Origin of the sequence: Microbacterium fluvii (assembly GCF_025515205.1) — a bacterium.
Lineage (GTDB): Bacteria > Actinomycetota > Actinomycetes > Actinomycetales > Microbacteriaceae > Microbacterium > Microbacterium fluvii.
In genome coordinates this window covers 23,541-48,980 of record NZ_JAOPFX010000001.1, presented here as the reverse complement: position 1 = coordinate 48,980, position 25,440 = coordinate 23,541, and the positions used below count along the sequence as shown (strand labels likewise).

Here is a 25,440-nt window from a genome sequence, read left to right as displayed (position 1 = left end):
GAACATCATGGGCAACAAGACCCTCTCCGGCGACTCCTCGATCGCCGACTGGCTCGCCGACCCGGCGGGCAATGCCATCCTCACCGAGATGCTCGCCGCGGGCGGGCAGACTCCCGAGGTCTTCAAGCCCGTGCGGCGCCTGGCGATCAAGCGACTCGTCAAGCTGAGCAAGGGCGCGTTCACGCAGCAGATGCTCGACGACATGGTCGGCCGCGTGCAGTCGGGCCTCGTGCCGACCGCTGTCGCCACCACCCCCGTCGCCGACAGCGAGGAGCAGGCCGAAGCCCCCGCCGCCGTCGAACTGCGCGAGTGGACCGAGCGCCTCGACCAGGGCCGGTTCACCGGGCAGACCGTCATCGTCACGGGCGCGGGTTCGGGCATCGGCCGCGCCACCGCGTCGCGCGTCGCGCGAGAGGGCGGCCGCGTCATCGCGGTGGACGTCAGCCAGGAGCGCCTCGACGAGTTCGTCGCCGAGCACGCCGGTGCCGACATCGTGCCCCTCACCGCCGACATCACCGACGACGCGGGCGTCGCCCGCATCGTGGAGGCGGCCGGCGGCACGATCGACGCCCTCGCCAACATCGCCGGCATCATGGACGACATGACGCCCGTGGGCGACATGTCCGACGCCGTGTGGGAGCGCGTGATCCGCATCAACGTGACCGGCACCATGAAGCTCATGCGCGCCGTGATCCCCACGATGCTCGCTCAGGGCGGCGGCTCGATCGTCAACACCGCCAGCGAGGCGGCCCTGCGCGGCTCGGCCGCCGGCGCCGCCTACACGGCATCGAAGCACGCGGTCGTGGGCCTGACGAAGTCGACGGCGTTCATGTACGGCCCGAGCGGCATCCGCTGCAACGCCGTGGCGCCCGGACCCACCATCACCAACATCGAGGCCAGCTTCGCCTCGCCGCTGGGCGCCGAGCGCGTGCAGCTGGCGATGACGATCCTGCCCGACGCCGCCGAGGCCGAGGCGCTGGCGGCATCCATCACCTTCCTGCTGAGCGACGACGGCGTGAACATCAACGGTGTCACCCTCGCCTCCGACGGAGGCTGGTCGGCCGCGTAATCCCCCCTGGGTGGCGGCGCCCCGGCGGCTTCGGCCTCCGGGGCGCCGCTGCGTTCAGCATCCGCCCCGCCCTCGCCCGAGGCGAGGAAGTCTCGCGAAGCGAGTATCGCATCGCCGATTCCAGCCCTCGCCTGCCGCATTCTCCTCGCCCGAGGCGAGGAGGCGGGCGGATGCTGCAGCGCCGGGCCCGCGCGGTGGTTACCCTGGCTGGGGCACTTCTCAGAGAGCAGGACATGGTCGATCGATACACCGTCGCCACCGACGGCGCATGCAAGGGCAACCCGGGGCCGACCGGCTGGGCGTGGGTCGGAGAAGACGGGCACTGGGCGGCCGGATCGCTGGTCGAGGGCACCAACAACATCGGCGAGCTGCTCGCGCTGCTCTACGCGATCCGCGATCACGGCGACGTGACGCACCTGCACGTGCAGGCCGACTCGAAGTACGCGATCGACACCTACGAGAAGTGGATGGACGGCCACCGCCGCCGCGGCTGGAAGACGGCGGCCAAGGCGCCCGTGAAGAACCAGGACATCCTCGAGCAGCTGATCGACGTGCGCGACGCACGGCGGGCGGCGGGGCTTCCCGACGTCGAGCTCGAGCACGTGCGGGGCCACCGCGGCCACCGCCTCAACGAGTGGGCCGACGAGCGCGCGGTGCGCGCCGCAGCCCATGCCGCCGCCGGCAAGGCCAGCGCGTGGTCGTCGCTGGGCGCTCAGGACAAGATCGACGTCTCGGTGGATCCCGTCAAGAAGCGGTGATGGGAAGGGTCTCGATACGCGCGCTGCGCGCGTCAAAACGGCCAGATGAGCGGCGTCACGAGTACTGCGACGGCCAAGAACACGAGCGCGAGAGGCACCCCCAGCCGCCAGTAGTCGCCGAAGCGGTATCCGCCCGGCTGCATCACCATCGTGTTGGCCGGTGTGGCGATCGGCGTCAAGAACGCCGCCGCGCCCGCGACACACAGCGCCATCATGAACGGCTGCACGCTCACGTGCATCGAGCCGGCCAGGGAGACGGCGATCGGCGCCACGATGAGCACGGTGGCGACATTCGAGATGAACTGACCGAACACCAGGGTGACGAGGCACAGCACCAGCAGCGCCAAGTGCGGAGAGGACCGACCCACGGAGGTGCGCACGAGGTCGGCGACGACGTCGGCGGCACCGGTGGTCGAGAATGCCGTGGCCAGCGGCAGCATTCCTGCGATGAGGATCACGGTGGTCCACGAGATGGCGCGGTAGGTCTGCGGCACCGTGAGCACGCGCGTGATCACGAGCGCTCCTGCGGCCAGCAGCGCGGCGACCGCGGGCGGCACGACGCCCGTCGCGAGCATCACGATCATCGCCGCGAGGATCACCAGCGCGCGCTTGGCTCCGCGCCCCAGCGGCACGCCCCGCTGCAGCGCCTGGGGCGGTGTCGTCGCGATGACGTCGGGCGATTGCACGTAGCGGTCCAGCGCCGCCCACGGCCCCTGAACGAGAATCGCGTCTCCTGCCTGGAGTGTGAGCGATCCGTCGGAGTCGGCGTCGGTCGCATCGGCGCCACCGCGGTGCAGGGCGAGGATCACCAGCCGTTCGTCTTTCGTGGCCATGCCGGGGGCGACGGTGCGGCCGATGTAGTGGGAGTTCGGCGCGATGAGCACCTCTACGACGCCCTCGCGCACGCTGAACATCGCCGTGGTCGACAGGTCGACCTCGTATCTCTGACGGATGCCGGCGGCAGCGGCCTGCGGATCGGCGGCGACCGTCAGCGCCTCCGGCGTGCGGTCGGGAAGCAGCCGTGGCCCGAGGACCGCGACGATGAGCAGGGTCAGCGCCACCAGCGGCACACCCACCAGGGCGAACTCGAAGAAGCCGAATGCACGACCGCCGCTGGCGGCGGCGAACTCCGACACCACCGGATTCACAGGGCTTCCGGCAAGCGTGAGAAGCGACCCCGCACTGGCGGCGAAGGCCAGTGGGATCAGCAGCTTGGAGGGAACAAGGCCCGCACGGATCGCGACGACCACCACGACCGGCAGCAGGGCCGCCACGGCGCCGTTGATGCTGATGAAGCCCGCGAGCAGTGCCACGATCGCGCCCACGATCGCGATGAGCCGGCGAGGGCGCGTGCCGGCACGCCCGACGACGGTCTGGCCTATCCAGGCGGTGACTCCCGTGGCATCGAGCGACTCGCTGACCACGAACAGTGCCGCGATGAAGACCACGGTCGGGTCGCCGAAGCCGGCGAGCGCTTCATTGAGGGTGAGAACCCCGGTGGCCCAGAGCGCAAGCGCGACGCCCATCGCCACGATCACGAGGGGCACTTTGGTGCTCAAGAACGCGAGCACGGCGAGGCCGAGGATGAGGAAAGTCCAGGTCACCGGGTCCACCCCGCCCACGCTAGCGACTAACGCGCCGCGCGCCACGGGTGAGAGCGAATCTCACCCGTGGCGCACGAGTCGAACCGCTTCGGATCAGGTGGTCAGCGGGTGCTCGGCCCGCGACACGCCCGCCCGCAGCCGGCGGCCGGGGATGTCGATCGCGGTGAGCGTGAGGCCGACGAGGGCCCACACGATCAGCAGCGTCCAGGCGCCCGAGACGTCGGCATCCGGAAAGTACGACAGGTTGCGGATGAGGGTCGCAGCCGCTCCAGGCGGCAGGTGCTGGCCGATCGCGCCCCACGGCGCCGCGATGAACTCCACGGGCAGCGTCGCCGCCGAGATGGGGTTGGCGACGAGCATCGTGAACGCCGCACCCACGCCGACGCCTGCCGGCCCGATGAGGCCGGCCAGGCCCGTGATCGTTCCCGAGATCGCGCCGATCGACACCGCGATCGCCGCGGCATTGAGCCACCAGTCGCCCTGCAGCGCACCGAACGCGCCCTGCAGGACGCCCGCCAGCACGATGCCCGCGGCCGCCGCGTACACGACCACTCCCACGGCGCGACGTCCGCCGCCGCCCTTGACGAGCAGCGTCAGGCCGATGCCGCCGATCATGCCGCCCATGACGAGCGGGAACATCGCGGCGGTGAGGCCCGCGCCCCGCGGGTCGGCGTCGGCGAACGGGGCCAGATCGGTCACCTCGACCGTGATCGTGGGGATCTCGATCGCGGCGGTGTCGCCGGTCGAGGGCGCCTCGGGCGTCTGCCCCGACAGTGCCGCCTGCACGGCGGCCTGGATCGCGGCCTTGACGCTCTCTGCGGCCTTCTCCTGCGCCGTGGCGATGTTCGCCTCGACAGCGCTGAGGATCTGCGCGTCGATCTGGGTCTGCAGCGTCGCGGCGATGCCGTCGAGCATCTGGGCCACCGAGGAGTTCGCCGCCGTCGCCTTGAGCACCTCGGGCGCGTCAGTCTGCTCGGCGCCGAGCACGATGGCGCCGTAGGCCTGCCGCTCGTCGATGGCGGTGACGGCGGCGTCGCGGTCGTCGTAGCGGATGAGTTCGATGGCGCCGTCGGCCTTCTCGTCGATGGCGTCGGTCACCTGATCGACCTGCTCGTCGGTGCCGACGATGCCGACGGGAAGATCGTGGGCGGATGCCGTGACCGCCGGCCACGCGAAGGCCAGCAGGATCACGCCCACCACGAGCGAGAGCGCGGCGGCGATGAGGGGCACGCGCGCCCACGAGGTGCGGACGGTGGCCTCTGGGTCGAGGACCGGGGGTTGAGTGCTCATGGCACTGCCTTTCAAAACAAAACGAATGATCGTTCTTTATAATGAGACCGGCGGATACAGTTGTCAAACAGGAGGGCGCCGATGCCGAAGATCAGCGATGCCAAGCGCGAGGCGCGGCGCGCCGAGATCGTCGACGCCGCACTGGGCTGCTTCAAGCGGTCGGGCTACCAGCGCACCTCGATGGCCGACATCATCGCCGAGTCGGGCCTGTCGGCCGGCGCCATCTACGGCTACTTCCCGAGCAAGTCGGACCTCGTGCTCACCGTCGCCGCCCGCATCCTCGATGCACGGCGGGCCGAGCTCGCCCTCGCCGAGACCGAGCGCACACTCTCGCCTGCCGGCATCGCGCAGCTGCTCGTGCAGGGCGTGCGCAGCGAGGCACCGCTGCCCGTGCTCATCCAGGTGTGGGGAGAGGCGACTGTCGATCCCGAGCTGCGCACCCTGCTGCAGCACACCCTCGGCGACATGCGCGGCACCATCGCAGACGCTCTCCAGCGGTGGGCCGTGGCGCATCCCGACCAGGTGCCGGACGATCCGGCGCGGTGGGCGCACGCGACTGCTCCCGTGACGATGAGCCTCATCCCCGGGTTCGTGCTGCAGAGCGCACTGTTCGACGAGTTCGACGGCGACGCGTTCCTCGCGGCCCTCCCCGGCCTCCTCCCTCACGCCGAGTGAGGGTCGTTCACGGCTCAGATCTCGACGCCTGCCCGGCGGCCCCCAGCCGCCGGGCGACAGCCGGAACCAGCCATGCGGCGCCGAGCGCGAGCAGCACGCCGACGATCGTGAGTACGACGCGCTCGACGAGCCAGTGCCCGATCGTCTGCGGCTCGTCACCGATCAGCAGTGCGAGCACGAGTGCGGTCGAGAAGAACGGAAAGATGTACGAGCGACTCCCGGAGACACCCGCAGCGGCCCCGAGCAGCGCGATCAGCACGACCGAGAGCCCCGCCGGAGGCAGTGCGAGCACAGCGATCAGCGCAGCGGCCAGCGCGCCGGCGATCACCGACATCGATCGTCCCCACGCACGCGCATCCAGTTGCGCGCGGTCGGGGCGGCTCACCAGCAGGGCTGCCGCACAGGCCCACCCGGGGTGATCGACTCCGAGCGCGTATCCCAGTGCCGCGCCGACCGCCGCGGCCAGCCCGATCTGCACGCCGTAGACGATGAGGAATGACCGCGGCGCTGTGGCGTGCGACGGGCGAGCGGATGCCGCCCCCTCCGGCCACGCGAGCGAGACCAGCCATCCGTAGACCGTACCCGCCAGCAGCAGTGCGGCCGCGGCCAGCCCTTTGGCCCACGACCCCTCCGAGAGCCCCGCCCCGTAGAGAGGGAGTCCCAGTGTCAGCACGAGCGGGGCGAGCCGGCGTGTGGGATCGGCTGCCAGAGTCGCCACGAAGACGCAGAGCACGAAGACCGTGACGACGGCGACCACCGGCCATGGCGAGACGGCGGCACCGAGGAAGAGCGAGATCGCGGCCGTCGCCCCCACCACCATCACCAGTGCACGCTCCTGCCGGGTGCTCCGAAGCCCGAGCGCGGCGGCAGGCAGCACGCCGACGGCCAGCGGAAGGGCGAGCGACGGATCGAGCAAGCCGAGCACCGCCGCGGGGAGCGCGAGCACCGCACCGTGCGCGGCGTTGCGCCACGACCAGGCGACGGCGGGCGAATCGGTCACCCGCCCACTATCCACGACGGCGGCAGGGCAGCGGTAGTGGCGCGTGTCGGCGGCCCGTGCTTGTCTGACTGCATGACCACGACGACATCGGCCGACGGCACCGAGATCTTCTTCGACACGACCGGCGACGGGCCGGCGATCGTCATCGTCAACGGCGCGATGTCGACTGCTGCCGATGCCGCCGAACTCGCCGCCGCGCTGGCCGACGCCTGCTTCCGGGTGGTCACGTGGGATCGCCGGGCCCGCGGCGCGAGCGGCGATGCCAGAGACTCCGCCCCCGAGCGCGAGGCCGAAGACCTCGCCGCCGTCATCGCGGCGGCGGGCGGGGTCGAGGGCGTGCTCGGCCACTCGTCCGGCGCCGTGCTCGCGCTGTTCGCCGCATCGCTCGGGGTACCCACGGGTGCCCTGTTCCTCTCCGAGCCGCCGTTCCACTTCGGAGTGGACGAGCCGGCCGACGACCTCGCCGACCGACTGCAGCGCCTCGTCGACGAGGGTCTGCTCCAAGACGCCGTCGCGACCTTCCAGCTCGAGGGCGTGGGCCTCCCGCCCGAGATGGTCGAGGGCATGCGCGCGTCCGGAATGACGGCGTCCCTCGCACTGCTCGCGCAGTCCACCGTCTACGACGCGCGGCTGACCAGGCAGGTCTCGACCCCGACCGAACGGATGCTGGGAGTGCCGGATCCGATCACGATCCTGCGCGGGCAGCAGACCTTCCCCATGCTGATCTCCGCCGCAGACCGGCTCCACGCGGCACTGCCGGAGGCAGAGCTGGTGATCGTGCCGGAGTCGGTCATGCACCGCGCCGACCCGGCCGCCACGGCGAAGGTGATCGCCGACCGCCTGAGCTGACGTCAGTCGTCGCGGCGCACGAGCTCGAGACCGGCACCGGCGAACTGCCGCAGAGTCGCGTCGGGCAGGAACGCCCTGGTCAGCCCCGCGCCGATGCGCGGGAGGTCGGTCTCGTCGCGGAAGAGCAGGTACATCGTCTCGTAGCGGGGGTGGAACTTCTCTTTGAAGCGGTGCAGCGACTGGAACCCGTAGACCGGCTCGAGCATGTCAGCCAGCCGCTCGCTCAGATCCGCGATGACGCCGGCGCCCTCTGGATACTCGTGGGCCAGGGGCGCACCCGACAGCGACATGATCTCGGCGCCCTCATCGCGGAAGTGCGTGGCCGACATGCCGATGAGGTACTCCATCACCGGGCCGAACCCACCCTCGCGGCGGCGCATCAGGTCGAGGGTCCACCCGCGCACAGCCCCCTCGCCGTAGACCGGCAGCCACGAGAGGAACCCGTCGACGTCGCCCCGCGGCGAGATCGCGAGCGCGAGCCGCACCTCGGGGTCTTCGGCCTGCGCGAGCGTGCCGAGCGTGAATCCCATCTCGGGCAGGCTCTTGTCGCCGACCCACATCGCCGAGATGGCCTCGAGTTGGGCTTGGACGCCCCACGGCTCGTCGCGCAGGCGCGTCATGCGGAAGGTCATCTCCTCGCGCCCTGCGCGGTTGAGCGAGGTGCGCACCGAGTTCCAGTTCTTGCCGGTGAAGGCGAGCCCCGGCAGATCGACGATCGTGTCGTCGGCGACGACGATGCTGCGCCACCCCTCGGGCACTGCCTGCCGCGTCGGCTCGCCGACGCTGAAGAAGCACGGGGTGAGTCCGGCGCGCTGGCTGAGGTCGATGAACTCCGCGATCGACTGCGCACGACCGACTTCGGGCCCGAGCGGGTCGGCCAGCGCGAGAGCCACCCCCGCCCGCCGCTGATAGGCGATGATCCCGGTCGACGTGCGGGCGTAGGCATTGGGCTCCCACGTCGTCATCCACGAGATGGTGCCGCCTCCGGACGCGCGCAGCAGCGCCCGCGCCTCGTCGACGTCGGGTGCCGGCAGCAGGCCGAGCGCGCCACGGCGCCGCCAGCGGAACGCGGCACGCACCCGCACGAGATAGATGAGCACGAGCAGGGCGAGCACGCCGCCCGCGAGGTCGAGCGACACCTCGGCGTCGAACAGCCCTCGCACCCCGAGCGCGGAGCCCAACACGACCAGCACGCCCAGCAGAGCCGCCAGAAGCACGTTGAACGACAGCAGCACCACCGCCACGATCCACGCCCACCGGCGCGCCCGACGCAGTCCGTCGGAGATCAGCACGACGACGATCACGTCGAACACCGTGGTCCACACCGACCCCGACAGGGGCTCGGAGGTGCCGAACGGGCCGTCGGTGGGCACGAGCGCGAAGATCACCTCGATGGCTGCGAAGCTCAGCATCGCGAGGAACGCGATGAGGCGCTGTTCTCGCACGGTCGTCTTCGACAGGTGCAGCGAGCGGTCGACGCCGAGAACGAGCAGTGCCGCGAACACGTGCTCGAGGTCGGCGACGGTTCCGAGGAACAGCAGCCCGACGATGGCCGTTGCCAGCAGCACCAGCCACGCCCGCACACGCCACGGCGTGACGAACAGCCCCGCGGCGGCCGCCATGCACGCGAATGCTCCTGCACTCGGGCCGACGTCGAGCGTCGCGGCCTGCTCCTGCGCCCACGCCCACTTCTCAACAAAGGCGAGGAGCCACACCGTCAACGCCGTCGCGAAGACGGCGAAGAGGTGGCCGATCCAGAAGTAGGCGAGCGCCACCTTCCAGCCGCGCATGTGCTCGAGAAAGGCCATTCCGCACAGTGCCAGGATGGTCGGCAGGTACACCCAGGGCTGAACGACGAAGAAGGCACCCGTGATCGGCGTCCACCACCGGCCCGCCTCCAGCGCGGGCAGGCCGTAGGCCACCCGATCGAACCACGCGCTGTCTTCGAAGGGCGTCCACAGCCCCTGCCAGATCACCCCGGCGGCCAGGATCGCCAGAACCAGCCCGAGCGTCACCGGGAATCGCGCGAGCACCGTACCGATGCGTCGGCGCGCCGACGTCCTCGCTGCGACCTCGGTCATGCGTTCACCCTGGCACATCCGCCTCCGCCGGGCGATCAGCCGTGCTCCTTGTTGGTGCACGTCACCTGTGCCGCCGTCTGACCGGCGATGCTGCCCGGCAGCTCGACGGCCGCCTCCGTGGGGGTGGGGGTGGGGCTGAGTGTCCCGCCCGGCGTCGCCGTGGCGGTCGGAGTCGCACTGGCCGTGGGCTTCGGGGTGGGGGTCGCCTCGCCGATCACGGTGACGCCGTTGCCCTGACTCGACTCGCCGGTGAGCTCGATCGCCTTGTTCGCGCGCAGCGCGTCGAACAGCACGTCTGCCGCCGAGGTCACCGGCAGCACGTGGCTGCCGTCGGCCGCATAGGTGGTGGGGTACTGCACGAAGACGATCTCGTCGTAGGGCACGCTCCTCACGGCCATCGCGATCTGCACCATGCGAGTCGGATCGGCGAGGTTCTTGTCGAGGATCAGCTGGTGATCATTGACCTGCTGCAACGCGGTGGATGCCAGCGAGAACAGCTTCGACGGGTCGGAGAGGGTCCCCTCGCTCTGCAGCTTGCGCACGAGAGAGCTCATGAACTGCTGCTGGTTCGAGATGCGTCCGAGGTCGGAGCCGTCGCCGATGCCGTGGCGGATGCGCAGGAACTGCAGCGCCTCCTCGCCCTCGAGCGTGTGCGTGCCCTCGGTCAGGTTCAGCCCGGTGTGCCGGTCGGAGATGTCTTCAGACACACACACCTCGACGCCGCCGATCGCGTCGGACATCTCGATGACCCCGGTCCAGCGCACGGCGGCGGCGAACTGCACGTCGATGCCGGTGAGCGCCTCGACCGTCATCACGGTGCACGGCAGCCCGCCGTACATGTAGCTGGCGTTCATCATCTGCGAGCTCATCGCGGCATACGATCCGGTGCCGTCGGCACGGGGGCACGAGGGGATCGGCACGAGCATGTCTCGAGGGAACGAGACGACCGTCACGCGGTGCGGGTTGTCGCCGATGTGCACGAGCATCGTCACGTCGTTGCGTTCGCCGCCGGGGTCGTGCGCGCACCGGGGGAACTGGGCGATGTCCTGTCCCTCGCACGAGTCGGTGCCGACCACGAGCACGTTCGCGCCGCCCTCGATCTCGCCGATCGACGGCGGCAGCGGGGCAGCATCCGCGTCCTGCTCGATCTCGACGGCGTTCACCGTGATCGTTCGCAGCGATTCCCAGACGGCGAACCCTGCGACGCTTCCGATCGACACCACCAGCACCGCCACCGTGACGGCCGCGATGATCCCCAGTCGGGCGAGCGGATGCGGCGAGGTGAGCTGTCCGTGGCGAGCGACGGCGTGCCGTCGCTTCGGGTGGTGCGCGCTCACGACGCGCTATCGCAGACAGGGCACATGCGGCTCGCGTCACGGGGTCACGATATTGAACGACGGGTCGCCCTGCACGGTCACCGACAGCAGACGCCCCAGAACCTCGGTGTCGCCTGTCAGCTCCAAGCCGTCGCTCTGGGTGTCGCCGCCGAGCAGTGCGATGAGCCGCGGCTTGGTCAGCGTGAGCGTCGCCTGAGCGGTGCCCGAATCGGCAGCCTTCTCGACGTAGACCAGCACGCCGTTGCGCAGCGTCACGCGGAACGACCGGCCCAGGTCGCTGAGCACGACATCGAAGGCGAGGTCGAGATCCCACGCCTTCGGCCCGTCGATCGAGATGGCGATGGCATCGAACACCTGCTCGGGGCTGAGCTGCGCGACGATCTCCGGGGCGTTCGTGGTGGTCGGAGTGCCGAAGTTCTCGCCGCGGAGCTCGGTCGCCCCGGAGAGGAAGAAGTTGCGCCACGTGCCGTTCTCGGCCCCGTAGGCCAGCTGCTCCAGGGTGTCGGCATAGAGCGAACGCGCGGCCTCGTGCGTCTGGTCGGCGAACACAGCGTGGTCGAGCAGCGTCGCCGCCCAGCGGAAGTCGCCCCCCTCATAGGCGATCCGCGCGAGCTCGACGACCCGATCGATGCCGCCGATCGCGGCGACGTAGCGCTCGGCGAGCGGCTGGGGCGGGTGCGGCCAGAGGCGGGCGGGATTGCCGTCGAACCAGCCCATGTAGCGCTGGTAGATCGCCTTGACGTTGTGGCTGACCGAGCCGTAGTAGCCGTGGGTGTTCCAGGCGTTCACGAGCGCCGGCGGCAGCTCGATGACCTCGGCGATCTCGGTTCCGGTCAGGCCCTGGTTGAGCATCCGAAGGGTCTGGTCGTGCAGGTAGGCGTAGAGGTCGCGCTGCTGTCCGATGAACTCGCGGATCTCGTCGGCGCCCCATGTGGGCCAGTGGTGCGAGGCGAAGACGACGTCGGTGCGGTCGCCGAACGTCTCGATCGCCTCGGTGAGGTAGCGCGACCACACGTGCGGGTCGCGCACGACCGCGCCTCGGAGCGTCAGCAGGTTGTGCAGGGTATGGGTCGCGTTCTCCGCCATGCACAGCGCGCGGTACTTGGGAAAGTAGAAGTGCATCTCGGCGGGGGCCTCGGTGCCCGGCGCCATCTGGAACTCGATCTCGAGGCCGTCGATCACGTGCGTCTCACCCGTCTCGTGCACATCGAGGGTGGGAACGAGGATGCCGGCGCTTCCGGTCGAGGTCGACTGGCCGAGGCCGGCCCCGACCGCACCCCGAGGCCCGCGCTCGAGGGCGGCGCCGTACATGTAGCCGGCTCGGCGACCCATCGCGACACCGGCGTAGACGTTCTCGGCGACGGCGTGACCGACCATGTCGGCGGGGCCGATGATCTGCACGGCCCCCGACGCGACCTCCTCCGCCGTCGTGACGCCGAAGACGCCGCCGAAGTGGTCGATGTGCGAGTGCGTGTAGATCACCGCCGTCACGGGGCGGTCTCCGCGGTGCTCGCGGTAGAGCGCGAGGGCGGCGGCGGCGGTCTCTTTCGAGATGAGCGGATCGATGACGATGACCCCGGAGTCGCCCTCGATGAAGCTGACGTTGGAGAGGTCGAACCCACGCACCTGGTAGACGCCCTCGACGACCTCGTACAGCCCGTGCTTGGCAACGAGCGTGGCCTGGCGCCAGAGGCTCGGGTTGACGGTGTCTGGAGCATCGCCCGCGATGAAGTCGAACTCCTCGGTGTCCCACACGACGCTGCCGTCGGGGGCGGTGATGGCGCCGCCCGCGATCGTGCCGAGGTAGCCGCGGTCGGCCTGTGCGAAGTCGCGGGTGTCGTCGAACGGCAGCGTCTCGCGCAGCGTGCGCTGCTGAGCGATGATGGCCTCGGTCGCGGCGTTCTGCTGCATGGGTGTCTCCCTCTTGGGGGGTGATCAGGGCGCTGTGCCCCACCGGCCATGCAAACACGTCCGGCGACCGACCTCAAGCATCCGGCGACACCTGCCCCGCTGCTTCGTCGGGCGCCGTGCGCAGCCGTTCGGCCAGTTCCCACGCGCGCTCGACGGCGCCGGTGAGCGAGGCTTCCGATGGCAGCACCCGGTCGGCGCCGATCCGCTCGAGCGCTCCCGTGCGGCGCAGCACGGCGAGCTGGCGCTCAGGCACGCCGCACACGACGATGTGGATGCCGCGGGAGCGCAGCACCGCGACCTCCTTCTCGAGCGCCTTGAGGAAGGTGGCCGACGGCACCTGCGCCGAGCCGCGCAGCGACAGCACGACGGCGGCATCCGTCGCCTGCGCACTGTCCGGCCACTCCTCCTGCAGCCGGTTCACCTCCGAGAAGAACCCCGCACCCCAGTAGTGCAGCACCGTCGTCCTCCCGGAGGGCAGCTCTGAGGGCGGGTCGGCGACCGTCCACCCCCCGGCCACGTCGCGCGTGAACTCGGTCAGCCGAGCCGTGCGCCCCACGCTGATCGCCGTGAGGATGATCGACAGCCCCGCCCCGAGGAAGATCGCCTGCTGCAGCGGCAGCATCGTGGTGGCCACGAAGGTCGCGATCATGGCGACGGCCGAGAACACCGAGGTCTGCAGCACCAGCCCGATGTCGCGGGCTCGGCCGACGATGATCTCGCCGCCGACGACGAGCATGAGGCCGCCGATCACCGCCATCGGGATCTGCCCCGCGACAGGCCCCACCACGAGCACGATGACCGCCAGCCACACCCCCGCGAAGATGCCCGACCACCGCGTCTGGGCACCGGCGCTCGTGGCCACGCCGGTGCGCGAGAGCGAGCCGCCGGTCGGCAGGGCGCCGAAGAAGCCTCCGGCGATGTTGGCGACGCCCTGGGCGGAGAAGTCCTTCGAGGTGTCGGAGCGGGTGCCGTCGGGGTTGGGGACGGCCGCACCGATGCCGGCGGCCTGCGCGAGCGCCACCAGCGCGATCGCGACCGCGCCGGTGATCAGCGCGGGGAACGCCCCCAGGTCGGGCAGAGTGAACGGCGGCAGCGAGCGCGGCACCGCCGCGATGTCGGCGACGAGTTCCACCCCGGTGTGCAGCAGCCCGACCACCACCGACACGATCACGAGAGCGCCCAGCAGCGCATAGCTGCGCAGCGGTCGGACCAGTCGGATGAGGAACCACACGGCCACTGTCGCGAACGAGACCAGCAGGGCCACCGCATCCCATTCGCCGATGTGGGCGAACGCGTCCACGAACTTCAGGACCGTGTTGTGGGCGTCGGGGTCGTAGCCGGTGACGTCGCCGATGACCCCCGCGAGGATCTGCACGGCGATGCCGGTGGTGAAACCCGCCATGACGGCGGTCGACACGTACGACATCACCGATCCGAGCTTCAGCAGTCCGAGGATCAGCATGACGACGCCCACGAGCACCGTCAGGGTGGCCAGCGCCCCCACGTCACCCGCGTCGAGCCCGGCGTCGGCGAGCACGCTCTGCGCCGACAGCGCGATGGCGCTCGTGAGGGTCGTCACCATGAGCACCGTGCGGGCGAAGACCGAACCCACGATCGTGGGCACGACCCCCGACCACAGCCCCAGCGGCGCGGCGAACCCGCCGATGCTCGCGTAGGCCATGCCCTCGGGGATCGAGAACAGACCGGTGACCAGGCCCGAGATGACGTCTTTGCCGGTCGGCCTTCCGAATTTCGTCGCGCGCTGGGAGTCACCCACGGTCCGCTCCGCTTCGTGCGACGGAGGGTCCGTCGCTCTCACGGGTACGACGTTAGGGCAGGACGTCGGCACCCGGCCAGAGCGAGACGGCCGGCGACGGGTCCCACGCCCGCCGCCGGCCGCGGCTCACTCGTAGCGCAGCGACTCCACGGGGTCGGCCTTCGCCGCCCGCCACGCGGGCAGCGTCCCCGCCAGGAACGCGATGACCATCACGACGCCGATGATCGTCGCGATCGATGCCGGGTCGAACGCGATGAGGCTCAGCCCGTTGAGGTCTGCGAGCAGCCCCGCCGACAGCACTCCGCTGATCGCGGTGCCGGCGATCATCGCGACGCCGGCGCCGATCGCGCTGCCGAGGAACCCGAGGAAGACGGCCTCCAGGCTGAACAGCGAGAAGACGCGGCCGGAGCCCATGCCCATCGCCTTCATGAGGCCGATCTCGCGGGTGCGCTCCTGCACGCTCATCAGCAGCGTGTTGACGATGCCGAAGCTCGCGGCCAGCAGCGCGATGACGGCGAAGCCGTTGAGCACCAGCACGATGCCGTCGATGACGCTCGTGATCGTGCCGAGCTGGTCGGCGACGGTCGTGCCGGTGAAGCCCTCGTCGGCCAGCGCGTCTTTCAGCGCGTCGATCTCGGCATCCGTCGCGTCGGGGTCGAACCACACGGTCGCCGACGCGAACCGGTCGGCCTGGTCGGCGGGCAGCCCCGTGCTCTGCGCCTCGAACAGCGCGTCGCTCAGCGAATCTCCGAGCAGGATGCTGGAGCCCAGCGGAGACGCGAGACTCTCTTCCGTCACGCCCACGACGGTGGCCTCGAGCACGTGCTGCTCGCGGTTCGCGTCGGTGATGGCGATCGAGATGGTGGAGCCCACGGCATCTTCGGCGGAGTCGAATCCGAGCGGCTCGACGTAACTGTCGGGGAGCCCCACCTCGTACTCCGCGCTGTCGGGGTCGGGCGCGACGCCCGCCGTCAGCAGCGTCGTCTGCCCCGGCACGAGGCTTCCCACCGACGCGACGAACTTCGTGCCGTCGCCGTAGACGATGTAGTCGGGGCTGATGGTGCGGCTCGCCTGCACATCGAGCACCCCATCGATCCCCTCGATCGTGTCGATGTCGTCGGGGGTGAGCGAGATGACGGTCTGCCCCGGGATGCCGGTCGAGACGGCATCCGGGTCGTATTCGACGGGTCCGGAGTCGCCGGGCGAGGTGACGCCCGAATCCTGCACCTTGGTCACCGTCATGGCGTCGGAGGCGCCGACCCCGCTGACCGTGTCGTCGATGTAGGCGTTGATGCCCGTGCCGAGGCCGCCGGTCAGCGTGAGGGTGAACGCCCCCACGAAGATCGCGAGGATCGTGAGGATCGAGCGCGTCTTGGAGCGGAAGGTGTTGGCCGCCGCGGTCGTGATGAGGTCGCCGGTGTTCATGCCGCCACCTCCGCGGGGACGATGAGCCCGTCTTTGATGTGGATGCGGCGGTCGCAGCGGGCGGCCAGGTCTTCGTCGTGGGTGACGACGATGAGGGTGATGCCGTGCTCGCGGTTGAGGTCGAAGAGGATGTCTTCGACCACGGCGCCGGTGGCCGAATCGAGGTTGCCCGTGGGCTCGTCGGCGAAGATGACGCGAGGGTTGTTGACCAGGGCCCGCGCGATGACGGTGCGCTGCTTCTGCCCGCCCGACAGGTCGGTCGCCTTGTTCTTCGCCTTGTCGGCCAGGCCCAGCTGCTCGAGGGCGGCCATGCCTCGGCGGCGGCGCTCGCGGCGGCCGACGCCGGCGATCTTCATCGGCAGGATCACGTTGTCGAGCACGGTCGCGCTCGGAGTGAGGAAGAACTGCTGGAAGACGAAGCCGAACGTCTTGTTGCGGGTGCGGTTGAGCGAGCGGCCGCGGAGGCGCCGGGGGTCGGCGCCCGAGAGCACGATGGTGCCGGTCGACGGCTCGTCGAGCAGGGCGAGCAGGTGCATGAGGGTCGATTTGCCCGAACCGCTCTTGCCGACGATCGCGAGGCTCTCGCCCTCGCGGATGTCAAGGCTCACTCCGCGGAGCGCGTCGAAGCGGTTCTGGCCGCGGCCATAGGTCTTGGTGATGTCGGTGATCGACAGCAGGGTGTCGGGGAGGGCTGAAGTCATGCTTCCAGCCTTGTCGGCGGTGCCCTCGCGCGCGTCCCCCCGCTGGTGACACCTGGCGTACCCTCGCCGGGGTATCTCAGCTGCCGGGGGTCAGCAGCCCGCTCTCGTAGGCGAGGATCACCAGCTGCGCCCGGTCGTGCGCGGCAAGCTTGGTCATGATGCGCTTGAGGTGGGTCTTGGCTGTGTGCGGCGAGATGAACAGGTCGGCCGCGATCTCGTCGTTCGAGCGGCCGCGGGCGACCAGCAGCAGCACCTCGCGCTCGCGCTCGGTGAGCTCGGCGAGCTCCTCTGGAACCGCTGCGGAAGACGGATGCGGCAGCACGTACTTCGTGATGAGGCTGCGGGTCGCCGCAGGTGAGAGCAGAGCGTCGCCCGCGTGCACGGAGTGCACCGCCCGCACGATCTCGTCGGGTTCGGCGCCCTTGCCGATGAAGCCGCTCGCGCCCGCCCGCAGCGCCGCGACGAGGTACTCGTCTTCTTCGAAGGTCGTAAGGATGAGCACTCGCGTCTCTTCCAGAGCGGGGTCGGCGCAGATCTCGGCCGTCGCGGCGATGCCGTCGAGCCGCGGCATGCGGATGTCCATCAGCACGACGTCGGGGCGCAGCATCCGCGCCTGATCCACCGCCTCGCGGCCGTCGACCGCCTCGCCGACGACGTCGATGTCGGGGTCGGCGTCGAGCAGATCGCGCACGGCGGCGCGGATGAGCGCCTGGTCGTCGACGACGAGCACGGTGGTCATCGCGGCTCCTCGGGGTAGGGGATCTCGGCGGCGAGGCGGAACCCGCCCGGCACGAGCCCGGTCTCGACCACACCGCGCACCGAGGCGACCCGCTCGCGCAGCCCAACCAGGCCGTAGCCGCCTCGAGCTTCGCCCGATTCTGCGGATGCCGCGGCCACGGGGTTCGTGACGACGACCTGCAGGTCGTGCGCGCCCGCGTGCACGAGCACGTGGGCGCGGCCGTCGGCGCCGTGCTTGAGGGCGTTCGTCAGCCCCTCCTGCACGACCCGGTACGCGACGCGCGAGACCGACGGCGGTGCCGCCGCGAGGTCGCCCTCCACGCGCAGCGCCACCTCGAGGCCCGTCTCGGCGAAGGCCGCCGTGAGCGCGTCGAGCTCGGCGAGCGTCGGCTGCGGCGCGGGGCCGGACGCCGTGTCGTCGCCTGCCCGCAGCACCGCCATGAGGTCGCCGATCTCGCCCAGCACGGCGCGGGAGGCGGTGCGGATGGTGGCCAGCGACTCACGGGTCTTCTCGGGCCGCGCGTCGAGGGAGGCCGAGGCCACGCCGGCGTTGAGACTGATGACCGAGATCTGGTGCGCGACCGCGTCGTGCAGGTCGCGCGCGATGCGCAGGCGCTCTTCGCTCACGCGGCGGTGCGCCTCGGCATCCTTCGTCTCCTCCGCGCGCCGAGCGCGGTCGATCACCGCCTGCAGGTACTCGCGGCGCGAGCGGGTGGCATCGCCTGCCGCAGCGGCGAAGGCGATGGCGAGCGCGACCTGCACGGTGCGCGGATCGAAGCCGCCGCGCAGCGACACCAGCACGCTCACACCGATCACGACCGCCTCGACCACGGCGATCGCGATGAGTCCGGTGCGGCGCGGCACCCGGTTCGCGGCGCCGAACGCCGCGACGGCGAGGGCGAGCCCCGCACCGAGCGAGACGACCCCCAGCAGCATGAGAGCCGCGTACACCCCGACGCACGCGGCGAGCACGGGGATCGGCCATCGCCGGCGCAGCACGACGAGCCCCGCCGGCAGCAGCACGAGGATCCACGTGAGCGGCGTCGTCGCACGGAAGTCGTCGTCGGGAAAGGGGGCGAACGCGATCGCGACGATCAGCAGCACCGCGATCAGATCGCCCACCCATGCCGGCGGCGACGGATGCAGCCGCGGGAGTGCGGTGTCGAGGTCGCCGGTCATGCCCCCAGTCTGTCGCGTGGCCGTGCGGGGCGCGTCACCCTGGCGTGGTATCCCACCCGGCGCTCAGCCGGCGAGCTGGTCGCGCCGTCGGCTGAGGTACGCGCGCTCGGCCGCGTTGCCCGCCAGCGCGATGGCGCGGTCGTACGCCGTGCGCGCGTCGCCGTCGCGCCCCGCCCGCCGGAGCAGCTCGGCGCGGGCGGCGTGGAAGGCGTGGTACCCGTCAAGGGCCGAGGCGACCCGCTCGACCTCGGCGAGCGCCACGTCGGGGCCGTCGAGCTCGGCCACCGCCACGGCACGGTTCAGCCGCACGATCGGCGAGGGGTCGACGGCGATCAGGCGGTCGTAGAGCGCGACGATCTGGCCCCAGTCGGTGTCGGCGGCAGAGGCGGGATAGGTGTGCACCGCGTTGATCGCGGCGAGCAGCTGGAAGCGCCCCGGCGGCTCGGCGCCGGCGGCGACCGCGGCGATCCGCTCGCGCACGAGGGCATGGCCCTCGGCGATCTGCGGGCGGTTCCACGCGGCACGGTCCTGTTCGTCGAGGATCACGAGCTCTCCCGCCCCGGTCACCCGCGCTTCGCGCCGAGCGTCGGCGAGCAGCATGAGGGCCAGAAGCCCCGTCACCTCCCCCTCGTCAGGAAGCAGCCCGTGCAGCAGGCGCCCCAGCCGGATCGCCTCGTCGGCCAGGTCGGCGCGCACCGGCTCGTCGCCCGTCGTCGCGAGATACCCCTCGTTGAAGACGAGAAGGATCACCGCGAGCACTCCGGCCAGCCGCTCTCGCAGGTCGGATGCCGACGGCATCCGATAGGAGATGCGCTCCGCCGCGATCTTCGCCTTCGCGCGGGTGATGCGCCGCGCCATCGTCGCCTGCGGCACGAGAAACGCGTGGGCGATCTGGACGACGGTGAGTCCGCCGACCAGCCGCAGTGTCAGAGCGACGCGCGCCTCGATCGACAGCACGGGATGGCAGCAGATGAACACGAGCCGCAGCCGGTCGTCGTCGACCGCGCCGATCGGCTCCGGCGGAGTGTCGTCGTGCAGCATGCGGGCCGCCTGGTGCTTGTCGTCGCGCTGCGATTCGCGTCGCAGCCGGTCGATCGCCTTGCGGGTCGCGGTGGTGGTGAGCCAGCCGCCGGGGTTGGGCGGCACGCCCTCGCCCGGCCAGCGCTCCAGCGCCGTGACGAAGGCGTCGGATGCGGCATCCTCTGCCAGGGAGAGATCGCCGAACCGCCGCGCAAGCACGGCGACCAGCCGCGCCCACTCCTCGCGGTGGGCGCGGGCGATCGCCTGATCGACGGGAGTGGGCGTTACGACTCCACCACCGCATCGACGGCGTGGTGCTCGACGATCTCGTCCATGCCGTCCGGGAACCGGTGCACCTCTTGCGGCCAGTCGAGAGAGACGGCCATGCGGCCCGCCCAGTAGCGCGCCGCCTCGTCGTCGGCGGCCTCGATGACCGTGAACCCGCCGAGATGCTCCTTCGTCTCGGCGAAGGGACCGTCGGTGAACACCGGCTCGCCGCCGTCGCACACGACGCTGAAGATCGCGGTCGAGGCGTCGATGCCGCCCTCGGCGAAGAGGAAGACGCCGGCCTCCGTCATCTCGTCGAGCAGGGCGTTCGAGGCCGCGCTCTTGGTCAGCAGCTGCTCGGTGGTCTGCGGCGGCACCCACTCGTCGTTGAATGCGATCAGGTATTTCGGCACTGTCGTCTCCTTCTCATCGGGACGAGAGCCGTCTCGCGGCTCTCGGTCGCGACGGCCCCGGTGGCCGCCTATGAGATCCACGAACGGCCACGCTCGGATACGACACTAGGGCCGAGAAGAGTCCGCCGACCAGCGTCGCCGTCACGCGTCGGGAGCGGCCTCGTCTTCCTCAGGCTCGAACGTCGACGGCTCACCGGTGTGCCCCGCCGCCACCCCGTCGGGCTCGTTGGGGATGGTGCCGTCCTTGCCGAGCCCGCCGGGCTTGGTCGTGCCCTCTTCGTCGTGTTGCGGGGTCTGTGCGTTGCGATCGTCTTCGGTGTTCATCTCGACTCCTTCGTCGTCGCGACGCTAACCCCGGCACGGCCGCGGCGGCACGGGGGTTGACAGGGCGCCGTCACAGGTGCTTGCCGCCGGTGACCGGCAGCACGGCGCCCGAGACGTAGGTGGCGGCATCCGACGCGAGATAGACGTACGCGCCGGCCAGCTCGGCGGGCTGACCCGCGCGGCCCAGCGGGGTGTCCTGTCCGAAGGTCGCGAGCCGGTCGGCATCCCACCCGGTCGCAGGGATCAGCGGCGTCCAGATCGGACCGGGGGCGACGGCGTTGACGCGGATCCCCCGCGGCCCCACGTCTTCGGCGAGCGCGCGGACGAAGGCGACCTGCGCGGCCTTGGTCATGGCGTAGTCGATGAGCGAGGGCGAGGGATGGAACGCCTGGATCGACGACGTGACGATGACGGATGCTCCCGCCTGCAGTCGCGGCAGTGCCGCACGTGCGGTGAACACCATGCTGTACAGATTCGTGCGGAAGACCCGGTCGAGCTCTTCGGTCTCGAGCGTTTCGACGCCGTCGCGGTCTTTCTGATAGGCCGCGTTCAGCACGACGATCTCGAGCCCCCCGAGTGCATCGATCGCGCGGTCGACGATGTCGGTCGCGAAGGACTCCTCGCGCAGGTCACCCGCGATCGAGACTCCGCGGCGGCCGGCTTCTGCCACCAGGGCCAGCGTGGCATCCGCGTCGTCCTGCTCCTCGGGCAGGTGCACGATCGCAACGTCCGCACCCTCGCGCGCGAACGCGATCGCAACGGCTCGCCCGATGCCGGAGTCTCCCCCGGTGATCAGGGCACGGCGGCCGATCAGCCGCTCGCTGCCGCGGTAGGACTCCTCGCCGTGGTCGGGCTCCGGGATCATCGCGTCGATGAGGCCCGGCTGCTCCTGCTCCTGATCGGGAAAGCCGCCGTCGTGGTGGACCGTGCGCGGGTCGGTCATGGCATTCTCCCCCTCGCCGGTCAGGCGCCGATCTTCTTCGCCGCCCGCGAGGCGGCCTTCTCGATCTTCTTGTAGGTCTTGTCACGCACCTTCTTGACGCCAGGGTCGTCCCACAGGTTCCGCGCGGCGCGACTGATCTCCCTGTATCTCGAGCGTCCCGCCTTGGCGCCGGCCACATAGGCGGCGCCGACGAGCGCGATCACGAGCATCCATCTCACAGAAGCAGGCATGTCGTTCCTCCTCGTTCCGACGCTAGACAGCGCGCTGGCCGAGATCGCGGGGGTTGACGCCGCGAGCTGAATGCGCAAGCGGGCCGACCGGCGATCGGTCTAGCAGAGGGGGTGGACCGAATCAATCCCACGGGCGGCATCGACCGGGAGTCCTATCGTCGGTCACGAGACGGAGGCGAGATGGGGCGCACGGAGACGGGAACCGAGCCCGCACCGTTGTCGCTGCATCCGCTTCACCGTTCGCCGGGCGCCGACGTCTCTGCGCTCATCGAATCCAGCGGCAGGGTGATCGGGTTCGGCACCCACATCGCCGCGACTCTGGACTGGGCGGTGGAGATCGGTCGGCACGCGCCGCTGCCTGGCCGCGGCGCGACGTCGCGAGCCTGGGAGACTCTCGCGACGACGGCGATGCTCGATGTCGGGGCCGCCCGCATTCTCGAGCCTGGACGCCCTTTCGATCCTGGCGCAGGCGGCCGAGACCGCCGACGGCGCCCCCGCCTTCGAAGCTCTGGGCGCGGGCCCCGACTCGACATGGGGGGTGTTCGCGGCCGAGGCGCCCGACCTGCGTCTGACCGCGGACCGCGACGCCGACGGCTCGTGGACACTCAGCGGCACGAAGCCGTGGTGCTCATTGGCCGAACAGCTCAGTCATGCCCTGGTGACCGCGTGGACAGGGCCCGGCACCCGGCGCCTGTTCGCGGTGGCACTGCGGTCGCCGGGCGTCACGGCGCACAGGGGCCCGTGGGTGTCTCGAGGGCTCTCGCAGATCGTGAGCGCCGCCGTGGACTTCCAGGGCGTTCCCGCCGAGCCGGTCGGCGACGATGAGTGGTACCTGCGCCGCCCCGGCTTCGCGTGGGGCGGCATCGGCGTCGCCGCCGTGTGGTGGGGCGCAGCGATGCCGCTGCGCGACGCCCTCGCGCGTGCCGCCGAGCGCGAGGAGGCGGATCAGCTCGCTCTGGCCGGACTGGGAGAGGCGGATGCCGCCCTCTGGGCCGCCCGGGCGGTGCTGGCCGAGGCTGCGGACGCCGCCGATGCCGGCACCGAGGCGGATGCCGCCAAGGTGCTGGCCGAGCGATGCCGTGCGGTCGTTGCCGAAGCAGTCGAGCACGTGCTCATCATCGCCGACCATGCTCTCGGACCCGCTCCGCTGACCTCCGACGAACATCACGCCCGCCGGGTCGCCGACCTTCGCATCTACCTCCGTCAGCACCATGCTCAGCGCGATGCCGCGCGACTGGGCCGGCTCCTGGTGCGGCCGTGAGTGTCGCGTTCGACCACAGAGATCCGGGAACCGCGGAGGCGGAGTGGCTCGCCGCCGCACCGTGGAAGGCCGCACCGGAGTTGGTCATCGCCGGGGAGCGGCTGATCGTGCTCGCCGCGCACCCCGACGATGAGACCCTCGGGGCGGGCGGGCTGGTCGCTGTGGCGTGCGCCGCAGGAACCGACGTGACCGTCGTGATCGCAACCGACGGCGAGGGGTCACACCCCGCGACCGCGCCTGCGGAGGTGGCCAGGATGCGGCGCCTGGAGTCGACGCAGGCGCTGGCCGATCTCGCGCCGACAGCGGGCCTGCGGTTTCTCGGGATGCCCGACGGGGGCCTGCGCGAGCACGTCGACGCCGTCTCGACGGCGGTCGAGCGCGAGCTCGGGCCGTCACCGGAGGGTGTGCTGCTGGTCGCGCCGTGGTGGGGCGACGGGCATCGTGACCACCGGATTCTCGGAGAGATCGCCCTGCGCCTGCAGCGACCGGGCGTGCGAGTCGTCGGCTACCCGATCTGGCTGTGGCACTGGGGCCGGCCCGATGCCGTCGACACCGCCCACTGGCGTTCGCTGACTCTCCCCGATTGGGCGAGGGCCGCGAAGAAGCGAGCCGTCGGCCGGCATCAATCCCAGACCCTGCCCGCGACCTCGCATCCTGGCGACGCCGCCATACTGCACGAGTCGATGGCCGCGCACTTCTCCCGCGACGTCGAGGTGTTCATCGCGTCCGATCGGGCTGCCGATCAATCGGTCGCGGTCGCGGACTTCGAACGGCGCTACGCTCGCCGCGACGACCCATGGGGCTACGAAACGCGATGGTATGAACAGCGCAAACGCGATCTGCTGCTCGCGACCCTGCCCCGGCGTAGGTTCGCACATGCGCTGGAGCTCGGCTGTGCGACGGGTCTGCTGACCGCCCAGCTCGCGAAGCGCGCGGATCGCGTCGTGGCCGTCGACGCCGTCGCCTCCGCTCTCGCGCACGCCTCTGCCCGGGTGGCCGGCACCGCCGTCGTGTTCGAGCAGAGGGTCCTGCCGGCCGACTGGCCCTCTGGGCGTTTCGACCTGATCGTGCTGTCCGAGCTCGGGTACTACTGGGCGGTGGACGACCTGATCCGAGCGAGGGAGCTGATCGCAGCGTCGTTGACCGATGACGGTGTCGTGGTCGCCTGCCACTGGCGTCATCCGATCTCCGACGCGCCGCTCACGGGCGATCAGGTGCATGCGCTGCTGGCGCGCAGTGCGCAATGGGAGCGGGCCGTGCACCACATCGAAGCGGACCTCGTCCTCGACGTGTTCACCCGCCCCGGCGCACAGAGCATAGCCGCAGCGGAGGGTCTGGCATGAGTGCACGTATCGATGCGGTCGCGGTGGTCGTGCCCGCCCATGACGAAGAGCAGCTGCTGCCCGCCTGCCTACGGGCCCTGGAGTCGGCGGTGCGCAACGCGCGACGCCTCATGCCGAAGGTGATCGTCTGCGTCGTGCTCGACGCATGTCGCGACGCCTCGCCGCAGATCGCACGGACGCATGGGGTCGAGGTCGTCACCGTCGATGCGCGCTGCGTCGGCGCGGCGCGGGCGGCAGGGGTGGAGCGCGCGCTGTCGATGCTGGCACCGCTGCCGACCGCGCACATCTGGACGGCGCACACCGATGCCGACTCGGTCGTGCCGCCGCACTGGCTGACGCACCAGATCGAACTGGCCCGCGGGGGCGCTGGTGCGATGATCGGCACCGTGCGACCGGACTTCGACGATCTCACGGAAGCCCAGCGCACCGCCTGGCTGGCCACGCACGTCCCGGGTGAGGCCAACGGTCACGTCCATGGCGCGAACCTCGGTGTTCGCGCCGACGTGCTGCTCGGAGCCGGCGGCTTCGCGGCCACCCCGCTGCACGAGGATGTGCTGCTCGTCGAGGCGATCCGCTCGGGCGGCGCGCGCATGGTCGCGTCGGATGCTGCGTGGGTGCTCACCAGTGGCCGTCCTTTCGGCCGCGCCCCAGGCGGATACGCCCGATATCTTCGTGAGGATCTCGTGGCGGCGGCCGGCGACATCTCGGCAGGCTACGAACGAGAGGAAGTCCGCTGACCTCATGGGCGAGAACGCGATCACCCTTCGACCCATCCGTGTCGACGATGCAGGACAGGTGCTGACCGTGCAGCGGGCTGCGTTCGTCAGCGAAGCGCTGCTCTACGGCGACGCGGACATGGGGCCGCTCACCCAGACCCTCGCCGAGCTCGAGCACGAGCTCCACGGCAACCTCGGCTGCATCGCCGAGCGCGCCGGGCGCATCGTCGGGGCGGCGCGGGCGGTCGCCTCCGGAACTCTGCTGCTGGTCGGTCGCATCGCGATCGCGCCCGACCAGCAGGGCGACGGGCTCGGGCCCCGGCTGCTCGATGTCGTCGAGCAGCGCGGCCGCGAGCATGGATGCACAGAGGCCGAGCTGTTCACGGGGTCGCTGAGCACGCAGAACCTCGAGCTGTATCTGCGACTGGGCTATCGCGAGACAGAGCGAGTGCCGCAGTCGGAAGGCATCGAGCAGGTGTTCCTGCGCAAGCCGCTCACGGCGACGGCGTAGCCGTGCGGTCCGCGCCGG

The 25,440-nt window shown here is 70.8% G+C and carries 24 protein-coding genes; 8 read left to right on the top strand and 16 right to left on the bottom strand.

Features of this window, described 5'->3' with window-relative positions; genetic code table 11:
• Nucleotides 1-7 precede the first annotated feature (7 nt).
• Nucleotides 8-1,069, top strand: a complete 1,062-nt coding sequence (locus OAW74_RS00260; protein ID WP_262872334.1) for an SDR family NAD(P)-dependent oxidoreductase — start codon at nt 8-10, stop codon at nt 1,067-1,069.
• Nucleotides 1,070-1,302: 233 nt separating this feature from the next.
• Complete coding sequence (locus OAW74_RS00255) at nt 1,303-1,827, top strand: ribonuclease H family protein (RefSeq protein ID WP_262872333.1); 525 nt, start codon at nt 1,303-1,305, stop codon at nt 1,825-1,827.
• Between the two features lie 32 nt (nt 1,828-1,859).
• Here OAW74_RS00255 and OAW74_RS00250 read toward each other — a convergent pair whose 3' ends face one another.
• Together OAW74_RS00250 and OAW74_RS00245 are read right to left on the bottom strand one after the other, a co-directional pair.
• Nucleotides 1,860-3,440: an SLC13 family permease gene (locus OAW74_RS00250; protein ID WP_262872332.1), complete on the bottom strand. Its 1,581-nt coding sequence runs from the start codon at nt 3,438-3,440 to the stop codon at nt 1,860-1,862.
• Nucleotides 3,441-3,524: 84 nt separating this feature from the next.
• Nucleotides 3,525-4,721, bottom strand: a complete 1,197-nt coding sequence (locus OAW74_RS00245; protein ID WP_262872331.1) for a hypothetical protein — start codon at nt 4,719-4,721, stop codon at nt 3,525-3,527.
• Nucleotides 4,722-4,802: 81 nt separating this feature from the next.
• Here OAW74_RS00245 and OAW74_RS00240 point away from each other — a divergent pair, with 81 nt between their 5' ends.
• Nucleotides 4,803-5,396: a TetR/AcrR family transcriptional regulator gene (locus OAW74_RS00240; protein WP_262872330.1), complete on the top strand. Its 594-nt coding sequence runs from the start codon at nt 4,803-4,805 to the stop codon at nt 5,394-5,396.
• 7 nt (nt 5,397-5,403) lie between these two features.
• Here OAW74_RS00240 and OAW74_RS00235 read toward each other — a convergent pair whose 3' ends face one another.
• Nucleotides 5,404-6,396, bottom strand: a complete 993-nt coding sequence (locus tag OAW74_RS00235; RefSeq protein ID WP_262872329.1) for an FUSC family protein — start codon at nt 6,394-6,396, stop codon at nt 5,404-5,406.
• A 72-nt stretch (nt 6,397-6,468) separates the two neighbouring features.
• Between OAW74_RS00235 and OAW74_RS00230 the strand changes: the two genes are divergently transcribed.
• Nucleotides 6,469-7,245: an alpha/beta fold hydrolase gene (locus tag OAW74_RS00230; RefSeq protein ID WP_262872328.1), complete on the top strand. Its 777-nt coding sequence runs from the start codon at nt 6,469-6,471 to the stop codon at nt 7,243-7,245.
• Nucleotides 7,246-7,247: 2 nt separating this feature from the next.
• On the opposite strand, the gene OAW74_RS00225 is transcribed toward OAW74_RS00230, so the two are convergent.
• From OAW74_RS00225 to OAW74_RS00165, 13 genes are all read right to left on the bottom strand, one after another.
• A complete protein-coding gene (locus tag OAW74_RS00225) occupies nt 7,248-9,326 on the bottom strand; it encodes a bifunctional lysylphosphatidylglycerol flippase/synthetase MprF (RefSeq protein WP_262872327.1) in 2,079 nt (692 codons plus the stop codon).
• A 35-nt stretch (nt 9,327-9,361) separates the two neighbouring features.
• Nucleotides 9,362-10,663, bottom strand: a complete 1,302-nt coding sequence (locus OAW74_RS00220) for an LCP family protein (protein WP_262872326.1) — start codon at nt 10,661-10,663, stop codon at nt 9,362-9,364.
• A 36-nt stretch (nt 10,664-10,699) separates the two neighbouring features.
• A complete protein-coding gene (locus tag OAW74_RS00215) occupies nt 10,700-12,574 on the bottom strand; it encodes an alkyl/aryl-sulfatase (RefSeq protein WP_262872325.1) in 1,875 nt (624 codons plus the stop codon).
• A 73-nt stretch (nt 12,575-12,647) separates the two neighbouring features.
• On the bottom strand, nt 12,648-14,351 hold the full coding sequence (locus OAW74_RS00210; RefSeq protein ID WP_262872324.1) for a SulP family inorganic anion transporter: 1,704 nt from the start codon (nt 14,349-14,351) through the stop codon (nt 12,648-12,650).
• A gap of 126 nt (nt 14,352-14,477) precedes the next feature.
• Nucleotides 14,478-15,776, bottom strand: coding sequence for an ABC transporter permease (locus OAW74_RS00205; RefSeq protein ID WP_262872323.1), 1,299 nt, complete (start codon nt 15,774-15,776; stop codon nt 14,478-14,480).
• Nucleotides 15,773-16,477: an ABC transporter ATP-binding protein gene (locus OAW74_RS00200; protein ID WP_262872322.1), complete on the bottom strand. Its 705-nt coding sequence runs from the start codon at nt 16,475-16,477 to the stop codon at nt 15,773-15,775. Before OAW74_RS00200 ends, OAW74_RS00205 begins: the two co-directional genes overlap by 4 nt.
• Before the next feature lie 76 nt (nt 16,478-16,553).
• A complete protein-coding gene (locus tag OAW74_RS00195) occupies nt 16,554-17,216 on the bottom strand; it encodes a response regulator transcription factor (protein WP_262872321.1) in 663 nt (220 codons plus the stop codon).
• Nucleotides 17,213-18,394: a sensor histidine kinase gene (locus tag OAW74_RS00190; protein WP_262872320.1), complete on the bottom strand. Its 1,182-nt coding sequence runs from the start codon at nt 18,392-18,394 to the stop codon at nt 17,213-17,215. The genes OAW74_RS00195 and OAW74_RS00190 overlap by 4 nt, the downstream gene beginning before the upstream one ends.
• Before the next feature lie 63 nt (nt 18,395-18,457).
• Nucleotides 18,458-19,642: an RNA polymerase sigma factor gene (locus OAW74_RS00185; RefSeq protein WP_262873889.1), complete on the bottom strand. Its 1,185-nt coding sequence runs from the start codon at nt 19,640-19,642 to the stop codon at nt 18,458-18,460.
• A 56-nt stretch (nt 19,643-19,698) separates the two neighbouring features.
• A complete protein-coding gene (locus tag OAW74_RS00180; protein ID WP_262872319.1) occupies nt 19,699-20,094 on the bottom strand; it encodes a YciI family protein in 396 nt (131 codons plus the stop codon).
• 141 nt (nt 20,095-20,235) lie between these two features.
• Nucleotides 20,236-20,418, bottom strand: a complete 183-nt coding sequence (locus tag OAW74_RS00175; RefSeq protein WP_262872318.1) for a hypothetical protein — start codon at nt 20,416-20,418, stop codon at nt 20,236-20,238.
• 70 nt (nt 20,419-20,488) lie between these two features.
• Entirely contained in the window at nt 20,489-21,361 is an 873-nt protein-coding gene (locus OAW74_RS00170; RefSeq protein WP_262872317.1) for an SDR family oxidoreductase, read from the bottom strand.
• A gap of 20 nt (nt 21,362-21,381) precedes the next feature.
• Complete coding sequence (locus tag OAW74_RS00165) at nt 21,382-21,591, bottom strand: hypothetical protein (RefSeq protein WP_262872316.1); 210 nt, start codon at nt 21,589-21,591, stop codon at nt 21,382-21,384.
• Nucleotides 21,592-22,006: 415 nt separating this feature from the next.
• Between OAW74_RS00165 and OAW74_RS00160 the strand changes: the two genes are divergently transcribed.
• The 4 genes from OAW74_RS00160 to OAW74_RS00145 are packed head-to-tail and all read left to right on the top strand — an operon-like array spanning nt 22,007 to nt 25,422.
• A complete protein-coding gene (locus OAW74_RS00160) occupies nt 22,007-22,852 on the top strand; it encodes an acyl-CoA dehydrogenase (protein WP_262872315.1) in 846 nt (281 codons plus the stop codon).
• Nucleotides 22,849-24,195, top strand: a complete 1,347-nt coding sequence (locus OAW74_RS00155; RefSeq protein ID WP_262872314.1) for a bifunctional PIG-L family deacetylase/class I SAM-dependent methyltransferase — start codon at nt 22,849-22,851, stop codon at nt 24,193-24,195. Before OAW74_RS00160 ends, OAW74_RS00155 begins: the two co-directional genes overlap by 4 nt.
• Nucleotides 24,192-24,932, top strand: coding sequence for a glycosyltransferase (locus OAW74_RS00150; RefSeq protein ID WP_262872313.1), 741 nt, complete (start codon nt 24,192-24,194; stop codon nt 24,930-24,932). The genes OAW74_RS00155 and OAW74_RS00150 overlap by 4 nt, the downstream gene beginning before the upstream one ends.
• Nucleotides 24,933-24,936: 4 nt before the next feature.
• Nucleotides 24,937-25,422, top strand: a complete 486-nt coding sequence (locus tag OAW74_RS00145; protein ID WP_262872312.1) for a GNAT family N-acetyltransferase — start codon at nt 24,937-24,939, stop codon at nt 25,420-25,422.
• Nucleotides 25,423-25,440 lie beyond the last annotated feature (18 nt).